General features: G+C 69.2%; 9 protein-coding genes. 4 read left to right on the top strand and 5 right to left on the bottom strand.

Annotation, left to right across the window (positions count from 1 at the left end; genetic code table 11):
• Positions 1 to 77: 77 nt before the first annotated feature.
• Positions 78 to 974, top strand: a complete 897-nt coding sequence (locus tag AC5Y36_RS10220) for a hypothetical protein (RefSeq protein ID WP_500040768.1) — start codon at positions 78 to 80, stop codon at positions 972 to 974.
• Here the strand turns inward: AC5Y36_RS10220 and AC5Y36_RS10225 are convergent.
• Complete coding sequence (locus AC5Y36_RS10225) at positions 937 to 5154, bottom strand: alpha-(1->3)-arabinofuranosyltransferase domain-containing protein (RefSeq protein ID WP_500040823.1); 4218 nt, start codon at positions 5152 to 5154, stop codon at positions 937 to 939. The genes AC5Y36_RS10220 and AC5Y36_RS10225 overlap by 38 nt on opposite strands.
• Positions 5155 to 5188: 34 nt before the next feature.
• Entirely contained in the window at positions 5189 to 5359 is a 171-nt protein-coding gene (locus tag AC5Y36_RS10230; protein ID WP_500040769.1) for a DUF2613 domain-containing protein, read from the bottom strand.
• Between the two features lie 98 nt (positions 5360 to 5457).
• On the opposite strand from AC5Y36_RS10230, the gene AC5Y36_RS10235 reads away from it, so the two are divergent.
• Both AC5Y36_RS10235 and AC5Y36_RS10240 read left to right on the top strand, forming a co-directional pair.
• Positions 5458 to 6645: a glycoside hydrolase family 3 N-terminal domain-containing protein gene (locus AC5Y36_RS10235; RefSeq protein WP_500040770.1), complete on the top strand. Its 1188-nt coding sequence runs from the start codon at positions 5458 to 5460 to the stop codon at positions 6643 to 6645.
• A gap of 57 nt (positions 6646 to 6702) precedes the next feature.
• Positions 6703 to 7320 (top strand): TetR/AcrR family transcriptional regulator, encoded by a 618-nt coding sequence (locus tag AC5Y36_RS10240; RefSeq protein WP_500040771.1) that lies wholly within the window; start codon positions 6703 to 6705, stop codon positions 7318 to 7320.
• Positions 7321 to 7379: 59 nt separating this feature from the next.
• Here the strand turns inward: AC5Y36_RS10240 and AC5Y36_RS10245 are convergent, their stop codons facing one another.
• Positions 7380 to 8852 (bottom strand): PE-PPE domain-containing protein, encoded by a 1473-nt coding sequence (locus AC5Y36_RS10245; protein ID WP_500040772.1) that lies wholly within the window; start codon positions 8850 to 8852, stop codon positions 7380 to 7382.
• A gap of 177 nt (positions 8853 to 9029) precedes the next feature.
• Between AC5Y36_RS10245 and AC5Y36_RS10250 the strand changes: the two genes are divergently transcribed.
• Entirely contained in the window at positions 9030 to 9626 is a 597-nt protein-coding gene (locus AC5Y36_RS10250) for a TetR/AcrR family transcriptional regulator (RefSeq protein WP_500040773.1), read from the top strand.
• Positions 9627 to 9674: 48 nt separating this feature from the next.
• Here AC5Y36_RS10250 and AC5Y36_RS10255 read toward each other — a convergent pair whose 3' ends face one another.
• Positions 9675 to 10520, bottom strand: a complete 846-nt coding sequence (locus tag AC5Y36_RS10255) for a MaoC/PaaZ C-terminal domain-containing protein (RefSeq protein ID WP_500040774.1) — start codon at positions 10518 to 10520, stop codon at positions 9675 to 9677.
• A gap of 51 nt (positions 10521 to 10571) precedes the next feature.
• A complete protein-coding gene (locus AC5Y36_RS10260; RefSeq protein ID WP_500040775.1) occupies positions 10572 to 11936 on the bottom strand; it encodes a 3-oxoacyl-ACP reductase in 1365 nt (454 codons plus the stop codon).
• Positions 11937 to 11996: the final 60 nt, after the last annotated feature.

Raw genomic sequence — 11996 nt, forward strand, 5'->3', positions numbered from 1 at the left:
TGGCTGGATCATTTCCTGGACTATCACGACACGTGCACGTTCCAGCCTGCCACCAACCTGTCGCGTAGGCTCCGGCAGTGATGCGCTACAACCCCCCACCCAACTGGCCGCCGCCCCCGCCCGGGTGGACACCGGACCCCAGCTGGACGCCCGATCCGTCGTGGCCGCCGCCACCGCCGGACTGGCCACTGTGGCTGCCTGACGCGGCACCGCCCAAACGCACGGCGCTGTGGATCACCCTTGCGGTTGTAGCCGTGCTCCTGCTCGTCGCCGGGACCGTCTTCGCTGTCGGCTTCCACAAGGCGGGCTCGGCCGTCAGCGCGTCCAACCCGTCCGGGAAACCCGACATCGAGCAGTTGACCAGGGATCTGCTGGTCGGCAAATCGGCGTTTCCCGACTTCGAGGGTGGTCTGCGGCGCAGCGGGCTGGGCAACAACGATCCGAAAGCCTCGGGTATCCCGGGCCTCAATGTCAGTCCCCAGGAGTGCGCCGACCTGTTCGGGTCCGCGAAAGCCGCGACGCAGAGCGCCTACGCCACGGTGTCCAAGCTCGACGCCGGCAAGTTGCGGTCCATGGAGGTTCGCCTGTCCATCAGCCCGGATCGCCGGGATCTGCGGGAGCAGGTGAAAAAATGCCAGAAGTTCACCGTGTCGCTGCAGTTGGCCGGGCATGACCTGAACCTGGACGGCACGCTGGAGACCTTGGATGCGCCCGGCGCGCCATCCTGGTCGGTGGCCACGGTGATGACCAGCTCGGGCTCGCCGCTGCCGGGTATTCCGCTGAAGATGGCGATGACGTTCGCGACCATCTCCGGCTATTGCCGGGGTGTGCTCGTGGTTGCCAGCTACAACGAGGTCAATCCCCGCGGCATGGGCAAAGACGGCAAGGGTGGCGGCTCGATCGACTCGGAGTCGGTCGACGATCTGGTCAAGCTGTTCAACGCTCAGGTTCAGAATCTGCAAGACGCGCCGTAACCGCCGCCGCCGACAGCATCGCCATCGACGTCAGCGCCAGCAGCTGCACCCCCGCGGAGTGCCCGACGTAGCCGTCCACCGACCGCCACGGATATTTCGACAGCACCGTCCCGGCCAGCGTCAGCCCGGCGGCACTTGATCCGACGGCGACCAGGTTGCGCAGGTGCCGACGGTGGCGCAGGACGTAGAGCAAACCCAGCGCGCCGCCGAATATGAGCACACCGCCGACCCCGGCGATCACCGCGGCGACACCGAGCACCGCCAGTGCGGCCGCGGCGGGCCCGGGTGCCCAGGGGCGTGCGGCCGGTGATGGCCGGGCCCGCCCCCGCCAGAACGTCAGCAAGGCCAACAGCGGCAGCAACGCCAATCCGCCGAACAAGCCCGCCCGATACGCCGCGTTCGATGCGAAGGTCAACGTGATCGGGCCGGCTGTCCCCGCGGGCACCACCCAGCCCTGCTGCCACCCGTTGACCCGTACCGGCGTCAGCCGGGTTCCGTCGGCGGTGCGCGCCACCCAGCCCGGGTTGATGCTCTCGGGAACCACCAGCACCCGCGTCGCCGGCGACGGGTCGGACAGCACCTCGCGTCGGGCCGCCCCCCACTCCCGCGCGGCGGCCGGCGACACCACGGCGCGCGGCGATTCGCCCTGCGGCACCACCGACAGCTGCGCCCCGTCGACGACGAACCAGTCTCCCGCGCTGATCAACACCTCCTGCTGTCCGGGCGGCAGCGCGATCGGTTCGGTTTCGCAGACGTGGGCGGCCACCGGGTCGCCGTCGAGCAATGCGCCCACCGTGGCGGTGACCGAGGTGTGCACGAACCGGCCGGCGACCGCGATCACCGGCCCGTGGTCGCACCCGACGGTGATGGTCCGGGACCGGTTGGCTGCCGGGTCGGCGGCGGCCACCGGCCGACCGTCGGCGCCCAGCACGGTGACCTCGGCCAGCCCGGGCGGTTTGAGCTGGTCGAAACCCACTGCGGTGCGGTCGATCACGTCCTCCCAGCCGAGCAGGCTCAGCGTGACGGTGTCGGTCACCCGCGGGTGCAGTGCCAGGGCAGCGGGCCGCGGCGGGGTTTCGTCACCGTCGGAACGCAGTTCACGAACCTGCGGGCCGTCCCCGAGGTCGACGGCCACCAGCGTCGGGCGGGCCGGCAGCGGCAACGCGCTGGGGGTCAGCCGCAGCCCGCTCACCTCGCTGGCCCGCGGCAACGTGACGGTCAGGGTGGGCGGCAACGTCTGGGCGACGACGCGCTGCGGCGCGGTCCAGGCGGTGGCCGGATCACCGTCGGTGGCGGCGTAGGCGGACCCCGCCAGGTCCAGCACGTCGGAATCGCCGCGGGCCCGAGCGGCGCCGGGCGGCGCGACCAGGTCGGCCAGATTGGGTCCCTGCCGGGACCGCACCCAGACGGTCGGGTTCACCGCGACCGGCCGGGTCACGCTCAGCGTGCGGCTGATGCTGACCTGATCCTCGGGTGCCAGCGCCATCGACGCCGCGCAGCGCACCCCGCCCGGGCCGGCCGCGCACCCCGACCGGCCCAGCGGCTCGGAGCCCAGATCCCAGCGGACCACGTCCGAACCCGGCGGCGCGGCGGGCACCAGTGCGGTGTGGCGCAACTCGACCGGGTGCGCGTATCCGGATGCGTCGTACTGGGTGACGGCCAGGTCGGTGATGCCGAACTGCACCCCGCTGGATCCGTCGTCGGTGCCGGTGGCGGTGATCCGCACCCACGGGGTCTCGCCGTAGGGCAGCGCCGCGGTGAGCGGCTGCCCGGCCTCGTCGAAGCGCAGCGTGGTGGTTCCGTTGGCGGTGGCGACCTCGATGCGGCGGACCTGCGCGCCGACGGCGGTCGCGCTGGGGGTCAGCGTGATGGTGGCGTTGCTGACCGGGTGCTCGAAATCGACCTGCAGCCACTGACCCACCGCGGCCTGCAACGAGTTGGACACCCACGCGGTCGTCGAGTCGCCGTCGACGGCGGCCGCCGGGGAGGTGGACGGTGTGACATCGGGGAGCGCGGTGGCGTCCGACGACGAACTCGACGCGGTGAGCCGCCCGCCGGTCCACCCGCCGAAGACCCGGTTGGCGCCGGGCATCGGATAGTCCGGCACCCGGTTGAAGGTGTGCCGGGCATCCTCGGCGGCACGGATCGCCGAGGAGTGGTTGTCCACCCGGCCGTAGTCGGTTTCCCGCGCCATCGGGGTGTCGGTGATCGTGACGGCCGGCGCGTCCAGACCGGCGCCGCGGGCGTCGCCGGTCAGCAGCACCGGGCCCAGCGGCGGGCGGCCCAGCAGCTGCCGGCGCTCGTCGAGCCGCAACAGCGCCTCCGACCCGCCGTCGACGCGGGTCAGCGTGTCCGCATCGGCGAAATACGGCGCGCCCGGGTTACGGCCCGCGGTGTCGACCCGGTAGATCTCGACGGCCGGGTAGGCCGGACGCAACCCGCTGTCGGAGACGAATCCCGCCACGTAGCCGGGGCCGACCGGCTCGCCAAACTGCGCCACCTTCTTCAGCCCCGGTGATCGTTCGACGGCGCGGTGAACCAGGATCGGCCGGGCCGAGCGCGACGTATCGGGGTCCAGATCGTTGCGCAGCACCAGATATGAGATCCCTTGGCGGGCAAGGGTATCCGCCAGCCCGGCGGACGGGCGTCCGGCGGCGAACAGCCGCTGCACCGAATCCAGCGCCCGGATGGTTTCCGGCGGTGTCAGCGGGATCGAGTCGCGCACCCCCCACGGGCTGTCGCCGAGGACCTGCAGGGGTTCGTCGTGGCTGGTGCCCCACACCTCGGTGGCGAACGGTGCGCCGGGCACCACCAACACCCGGCCCCGGGGTGTGCCGGTGTTGTGCTCGGTCAGCCAGTCGGCGCTCTGCTGCCAGTACCCCGGAATCGCGGTGAACGCACCGGGCGGGGTCAGCCGCCCGCTCCAGGCCAGTGAGGTGGAGACCATCAGCGCGACCAGGACGACGATGCCCACCGCGAACCGCTTGTGCTGCTCGGGGTGCGACAACGCGCGGCGCCACACCGCCGCCGGCGCGCTGCCCGGCAACGGGATGTGGCCCAGCAGTTCGGCGAACCCCAGCACCAGCGGGATCCGGATCACCGATTCCAGCTTGTGCACGTTGCGCAGCGGTGCCCCGGCGCCGTCGAGAAATTCCTGCACCGGGTGCGCGAGCGGGGAGCCCAGACCGCCGGAGTAGCCGACGGCCAGCAGCGTCACCCCGACCAGCAGCATGGTCACCGCTCGGCCCGCACCGGGCGCGCGGCGCACCGCGAGCACCGCCAGGCCGGCCAGGCCGGCCGCGGCCACCAGGCAGGTGGCCAGGATGTTCACCGGCTGAGTGACCAGCGACGAGCCCGCGGTGGCGTGCGGCGCCACGAACGGCGTCCAACTCTCGGTGCCGCGCAGCATCTCCACCAGCGACGTCCATTGCGTGGTGACGCCGGAGGACTCGATGAAGTCCAAGAACGGTGGGCTGATGCGGCCCAGCAACAGCAGCGCCACCAGCCACCACAGTGCCGCCAACGTCAGTGCCAGCAGCCACCATCCGGTGAACCGCCACCACAACCGGTTGGGCCGGTGACATGCCCACCAGATCAGTGCCGGCAGCCCGCCGGCCAGCGTGGCCACCGCGTTGACCGCGCCCATCAACGCCACGGCCATCCCGGCCTGACCGGCCAGCATCCGCGTCGAACGGTCGGGGTCGGCGCGCAACGCCCGGATGACCGGCAGCAGCACCCACGGCGCCAGCATCATCGGCAGGGTTTCCGACGAAATCGAGCCGATGGTGGTCAGCACCCGCGGCGACAGCGCGAACGCGGCGGCGCCGATCAGTCGGGAGGTCGGGCTGCCGATGCCCAGCGCTTCAGCGACCCGCAGCAATCCCCAGAACCCGACGCCCAGCAGCAGCGCCCACCACAGCCGCTGCGTCACCCAGCCGGGCAGCCCCAACAGGTGTCCGGCGAGGAAGAATGTGCCGTGCGGGAACAAATAGCCGTAGGCCTGGTTCTGTGCCTGCCCGAACGGCAGGTCGGAATTCCACAGGTTGGCCGCGCGCGCCAGGAAGCGCAGCGGGTTGGCGGTCAGGTCGAGTTTGGTGTCCGGCGCGATTTGCCCGGGGGATTGGGCCAAGCTGAGGACCAGCGCGGTCGCGCCGACCAGCCACAGCCAGCGCCGCGACAGCGGTGTAACCGATGAGGCCACCTGCGGCGCAGGGTCAGCGGTTGCCGTATTCGACCCGGTTGAGCAGCGAGGAGGCCGGGTCGCCACCGGCGAGCGGCGGTTTGGTGTCCTGCTGCACCATCAGGGTAACGCCGAAGACCGCGGCCGCGCCCAGCAGCAGTCCGACCACGATACTGGCGGCGGCCGGCACCACGAACCGGGGCATGGTCAGGCTCCTTAACGTCTTAGGGCTCGATACGAGGGCGAATCCCCGCCCGCCAACCTAGCACCGGTGCCGGGTGCCGACCGTGGCAGCATGAACAAATGCCAGGAATCCTGACGTCATCGCGCCCCCTTGTCGCCACCGCGGCCATGCTCACCACCGTGCCGGCGCTGCTGCTGGGCTGCTCGCCCAAATCGGAGCGGCCCGCGCCCTCGTCATCGGCTCCCGCGCAGCCTGCCGACACGCCGGCCGCTGCACCGGTGCCGCCGGGCTGCGGAGACCCGGCCGCCCTGCCCTTGCACGACAAGCTGGCCCAGCTGCTGATGGTCGGGGTGCGCGACGCCGCTGACGCGCGCGCGGTGGTCAGCGAACACCACGTCGGCGGCATCTTCATCGGCAGCTGGACCGACCTGTCGATGCTGAAGGACGGGTCGCTGAAAGACATCACCGACAAGGCCGGCCCGCTGCCGCTGGCGGTCAGCGTCGACGAGGAGGGCGGCCGTGTGGAACGGCTGTCGTCGCTGATCGGCAAGAGCCCGTCGGCCAAGGAGCTGGCGCAGAGCCGGACCGCCGAGCAGGTCCAGCAGTTGGCGCTGGAGCGCGGCCGCAAGATGCACGATCTGGGCATCACCATCGACTTCGCACCGGTCGTCGACGTGGTCGAGGCCAGCACCGCCGACGACACCGTCATCGGCGACCGCTCGTTCGGATCGCAGCCGGCCACGATCGTCGACTACGCCGGTGCCTACGCGCGCGGGCTGCGCGACGCGGGGTTGCTGCCCGTCCTCAAACATTTCCCCGGCCACGGCCACGGGTCGGGGGATTCGCACACCGGTCAGGTGACCACCCCGCCGCTGGACCAGCTGATCAACGACGACCTGGTGCCCTACAAGACGTTGGTGACCCAGCCCGGGGTCGCGGTGATGATCGGCCACATGCAGGTCCCCGGACTGACCGGCGACGATCCGGCCAGCCTCAGCCCCGCCGCGGTCGAATTGCTGCGTACGGGCAGTGGATACGGCGGCCCGGAGTTCAACGGCCCGGTGTTCAGCGACGACCTGTCGTCGATGGTCGCGATCACGTCCCGGTTCGGCGTGTCCGAGGCGGTGCTGCGGACGCTGCAGGCCGGCGTCGACATCGCGTTGTGGGTCACCACCGACGAGGTATCCGCGGTGCTGGACCGACTGACCAAGGCGGTGGCGGCCGGTGAGCTGAACCCGGCGGCGATCGACGCGTCGGTGCGCCGGGTGGCCGAAGCGAAGGGACCCAACCCGCACTGCGGACGCTGACGGCGGTTGCCGACCTTTGAGTAAGGTGAGGGCCGGCGATGAGAAGGAGCGGCGCTAATGGCCGGTGGAACCAAGCGGTTGCCGCGCGCGGTGCGCGAACAGCAGATGCTGGACGCTGCCGTGCAGATGTTCTCGGTCAACGGCTATCACGAGACCTCGATGGACGTCATCGCCGCCCGCGCCGAGATCTCCAAGCCGATGCTGTATCTGTATTACGGCTCCAAGGAGGAGCTGTTCGGCGCCTGCCTGAATCGTGAGCTCAGCCGGTTCATCGAAAAGGTCCGCGCCGACATCGATTTCCAGCAGAGTCCAAAGGAGCTGCTGCGCACCACGATTCTGGCGTTCCTGAGCTACATCGACGCCAACCGGGCATCGTGGATCGTGCTGTACACCCAGGCGACGAGCTCGCAGACCTTCGCCCACACCGTGCGCGAGGGACGCGAGCGGATCATCGACCTGGTGGGCCGGCTGCTGCGGGCCGGCACCCGAAACCCCGAGCCGGACACCGACTTCGACATGATGGCCGTCGCCCTGGTGGGTGCCGGTGAAGCGATCGCCGAACGGATCAGTACCGGCGACACCGACGTCAACGACGCCTCCGAGTTGATGATCAACCTGTTCTGGCGTGGCCTCAAGGGCGCCCCGGGCGGCGCCGACGGCGCCCCGTTGCATTGACTCTGCGCTCAGGGCGTGCCCTACTCGAACTTCTGCGCCGACGACGCAGAGTCAACGACTTATGAGGCCGCGAAGAGATCCTGGATGGTGTCGGTGATCTCCCTGACCGCGCCGTTGAGTGCGAGGTACTCGAAACCGGCTGCCAGCGTACCCAATCCGATGATGCCCGCGATCGGCAAGCCGATGGCGTTGAGGATGTCGCCTTGGCCGAGTTCCTGGGCGAACACGCTGGCCGCATACGCCGGCGCGGTGGTGAGCATGGCGTTGAGGATGTCGGCGGTCGGAAGCAGCGTGGCGTACGCCGATGCGGCGATGCTGCTGAACGCGTTGACGATATCGGTGAAGCTCGGCATCGTGTCCATGGTCATCGACCCGGCGCTCCCGAACATGTCCGCCGCGCTGGGCAACGACAGGTGGGATAGATCATCGACGAAGGCGTTCCAGCCGTCCTGGGCGCTCTTGCCCAGCGCGGTGAAGACATCGCCCCAATTGAGGTCGGTCGGGAACAGCTCGAACGTGGTGGGCACATTGGCCGGCCCGGCGTCCCAGCCCTCGGTGATGCTGCCGTAGCCAAGATTCACCAGGATGCGCATACTCGGTTCGAACAAGTCGTAGAGCGGTTGGCCGATCACCGGGATCGACTGAAGCGGCGCCAGCAGCGGCAGGATCTCGCTGGGGATCATGAAATATTGGGTGTTCCCGGCGTAGTCGTCGCTCATCGGCAACTCGATCGCCGACGCCAACTGCTCGGGTGTCAGGGTGGGATACATGGTGTGCTCGTACACGATGCCCATCACGGCGTTGAGGTCCGAGAGGAAATTGATCGGGTAGCGCGGGAAGTCGGCGTAGCCGTCGTATTCCAGGGTGTAGACGCTGGTGTCCCACGGCGTGTTTTCCGGGATCGCGCCGTTGAACGTGATGCCCAGGCTGGGGATGGTCGGGTAGCTGCCATCGTCCAAGACATCGAAACGTTCGAACAAGCCGCCGTTGGGATTGTTGGGAGCGCCCAGCAGCACGAAGGACAGCTGGTCGGCGGTGGGCTGTTGGTCCGCGGGCAACGCCAGCAGATCGCGCATCACCACGGTGGAAATGGTGCTGCTCTGCGAGTAGCCCAGGATGACGAGGTTGTTCCCCTCGGCGAGCTGTTGGTCGATCGTGTTGTGCAGAATGGTCACGCCTTGGGCGATCGACGGGTCCAGCTCCAGGCTCTTGACGCCGCTATTGGGGTAGAGGCCCTCCGGGGTGAACAGACCGTTGGTGGCATCCACCGGGTAGCGGGGCTGGCCGTCGAAGAACGGGGTGGTGGGGTTGATGTAGCGGGCACTGAGTGCGTCGATGTAGCTCTGCGGCGGGATCGGCAGGCCGCTGCCGCCCATGATCCACGACTCGGTGTCGAGCAGGTGGGCTTGGGCCAGCACCGTTTTCGCCCCGCTCGTCAACGGCGGAGTGATACCGGGCAACACCCCGACGGTGGCGGCGCCGAAGATCGCCAAGGGCACGACACCGAGTTGGCGCAGTATCCGACTGGTCATGACAACCTCCGTTGACGTCGAAACGAGGAGCGATACGTATATGCCTGTCCTTACAATGTCCTCGAGGCAAAGTCATCAAGTCTGACCAGCAGGAACGCCGGCGCGATCCGAGTTGACTGTTCACCTGATTAGTCAGATTAGCTGTGATTGAGCTGTTAATGCAATAGGGGAATTCACATGACCAAGGCCACGCGGGCCGAACAGCGTGTCGCGACGCGTCACGCCCTGGTGGGTGCGGCCGTCGAGCAGCTGCGCACCGACGGCGTCACCGCGGTGACCACCCGTCGGGTCGCCGGCGCGGCCCGCGTGTCGCAGAGCACGGTGATGTACCACTTCCCCAGCCGGGAGGACCTGTTGACGGCCGCGGTCGCGCAGCTGGCGATCGAGCTCGCCGATCAGGCACGCGCGCATTTCGAGGAAACCGCCGCCGCCGTCGCGCTCGACCTGGAGGGCTACCTCGACCTGATCTGGCGCGAGTTCACCACGCCGCAAGCGCTCTCCGTCGCGCACCTGTGGGCGGCATGTTGGACGGACCCTCAGCTCGCCGAGACGGTGAAGTCGCTGGAACAGCACATCTACGGGCTGGCGGTCGCCTCCGCTGAGGCGCTGCCCGCGCCCGGCCCCGGCTTTTCGGCACGGGCCTACATGGACACCGTCATGGTGGTGGTCCGCGGACTGGTGATGTCGATCCCGGTGTGGGGCATCGACGTCATCAGCGCGCGGTGGGAGGCCAGCAAGGTCACACTGCTGCGGGCGGCCGGCTCATCGCCGTAATGCGGGCACTCCACTCGAACTTTGCCTGGCGCACGCGGAATGAACGGGCTAGAGGCTCCGCAGCGTCGCGGTCAGGTGCGGATAGCCCTTGGCGATGTTGCGCAGCGCCAGGTCCCAGCCGTCGGCAACGCGGTCGACGTACAGCCCGGCGTTGGCCGGCAACAACAGCGGCTTGGCGAACCGCACCGAATAGCTGACCGCGTCGGGCAGCTGTCCCTCGATGTTGGCCAGTACCGCTGCGGCGGAGAACATTCCGTGCGCAATCACGGTCGGGAAGCCGAAAAGCTTGGCGCCGAGGGAGTTGGTGTGGATCGGGTTGTGGTCGCCGCCGACGCTGGCGTAGCGCCGGATCTGCCCCGGCGTGATCCGCACGATGGTGTTGGGCGGCCCGAACTTCGGCTGCTTCTGGGCCGGCGGCTTGGGCTCATCGGACAGGCTGGTGCGCTGCTGATGCAGAAACGTCGTGACCTGATGCCAGGCGACGTCGTTTCCGACGCTGACGTCGGTCACGATGTCCACCAGCAGACCCTTGCGGTGCTCGCGCAGATTCTGCGCCGCCACCGCGACGCTCACGGTGTCGGTGACCGCGATCGGACGGTACTGGGTGATGTGATTCTCGGTGTGCACCGAACCCATTGCCGCGAACGGGAAGTCGAACCCGGTCACCAGCGACATCACCGTCGGGAAGGTCAGCGCGAACGGATAGGTCAGCGGCACGGTGTCGCTGTAACGCAGACCGGTGACCGACGCGTAGTCGGCGACGTTGGCAGGGTCGATGGGCAACTCGTCGACCGTCACGGTGCGAGTCGGCAGGGTGTCGCTGCGCGGAATGAATGGCAGCGCCCCGGCCGCCGCGCGCAGCATGTTGGTCAGACCACTGGGCAGTGCGCTCATGCGCCGCTCCTCCTCATCGCTGCGCTCTGCATCGTCGTCGGCGCGGTCATCTCAGGCACCCAGCATGGCCTGGCCGCAGACCCGGATCGTGTTGCCGGTGACGGCGTTGGAGGCCGGGTTGGCGAAGTACGCGATGAGCTCGGCCACATCGACCGGCTGGCCGCCCTGGAACAGCGAGTTGAGCCGGCGTCCCACCTCGCGGGTGGCCAGCGGGATCGCCGCGGTCATCGCGGTCTCGATGAAGCCGGGGGCGACGGCGTTGATCGTGATGCCCTTCTCGCCCAGGCTCGGGGCCAGGGCGTCGGTCAGGCCGATCATGCCGGCCTTGGTGGCCGCATAGTTGGTCTGGCCGCGGTTGCCGGCGATCCCGGCCATCGACGACAGCCCGATCACCCGGCCGCCGGCACCGATGCTGCCGTTGGCCACCAGGCCTTCGGTGAGCCGCTGCGGAGCCAGCAGGTTGACCGCGATCACCGCGTCCCAGCGGGCGTCGTCCATGTTCGCCAGCAGCTTGTCGCGGGTGATGCCGGCATTGTTGACCAGCACGTCGGCGCGCCCGTCATGGTGTTCGCGCAGGTGCGCGGTGATGGTGTCCACCGCGTCGTCGGCCGTCACGTCCAGCGGCAGCGCGGTACCACCCACCCGCACAGCGGTTTCGGACAGCGCCTCGGCCGCGGCCGGAACGTCGATCGCGACCACCCGGGCGCCGTCGCGGGCGAACACCTCGGCGATGGTCGCACCGATGCCGCGGGCGGCGCCGGTGACGATCGCGACCTTGCCGTCCAGCGGCCTGTCCCAGTCGGCCGGCGCGGTGGAATCGGCGGAACCGACGTAGAACACCTGACCGTCCACATAGGCGGAGCGGCCCGACAGGATGAACCGCATCGTCGATTCCAGGCCGGTGGCGGCCGCTGACGCCTCCGGCGACAGGTAGACCAGCGACACCGTCGCGCCGCGCAGCAGCTCCTTGCCCAGCGAGCGGGTGAAGCCCTCCAGTGCGCGCTGCGCGATCCGCTCATCGGTGGAAGCGGTCTCATCCGGTGTGGTGCCGACGACCACCACCCGCCCGCTGCCGCCCAGGTTGCGCAGCACCGGGGTGAAGAAGTCGTGCAACGCCTTCAGCCCAGCCGGGCTGGTGATCCCGGTGGCGTCGAACACCAGCCCGCCGAAGCGGTCCGCCCAGCGGCCGCCGATATTGTTGCCCACCAATTCGTAGTCCTCGGCCAACGCGGCGCGGAGTGGTTCAACAACACGACCCTCCCCTCCGATCAGCAGCGATCCGGCCAGCGCCGGCTCGCCGGCCCGGTAGCGGCGCAGCGTCTCGGGCTGCGGAATACCGAGCTGCTTGGCCAGAAACGACCCGGGGCCGGAGTTGACGACCTGGCTGAGCAGGTCGGTGGGAAGTTTGGGAGCCATGCAGCTGCCTTCCGTGTGGGGTGTCGTCGCTATGGACGACCGTACGCATCGACCACGAAC

This window comes from Mycobacterium sp. NGS50 (assembly GCF_059812545.1).

Bases quoted from the DNA above. Each gene is read 5' to 3' on its own strand.
- AC5Y36_RS10230 (WP_500040769.1), bottom strand. From the start codon at position 5,359: ATGCCCCGGTTCGTGGTGCCGGCCGCCGCCAGTATCGTGGTCGGACTG.
- AC5Y36_RS10235 (WP_500040770.1), top strand. From the start codon at position 5,458: ATGCCAGGAATCCTGACGTCATCGCGCCCCCTTGTCGCCACCGCGGCC.
- AC5Y36_RS10240 (WP_500040771.1), top strand. From the start codon at position 6,703: ATGGCCGGTGGAACCAAGCGGTTGCCGCGCGCGGTGCGCGAACAGCAG.
- AC5Y36_RS10245 (WP_500040772.1), bottom strand. From the start codon at position 8,852: ATGACCAGTCGGATACTGCGCCAACTCGGTGTCGTGCCCTTGGCGATC.
- AC5Y36_RS10250 (WP_500040773.1), top strand. From the start codon at position 9,030: ATGACCAAGGCCACGCGGGCCGAACAGCGTGTCGCGACGCGTCACGCC.
- AC5Y36_RS10255 (WP_500040774.1), bottom strand. From the start codon at position 10,520: ATGAGCGCACTGCCCAGTGGTCTGACCAACATGCTGCGCGCGGCGGCC.
- AC5Y36_RS10260 (WP_500040775.1), bottom strand. From the start codon at position 11,936: ATGGCTCCCAAACTTCCCACCGACCTGCTCAGCCAGGTCGTCAACTCC.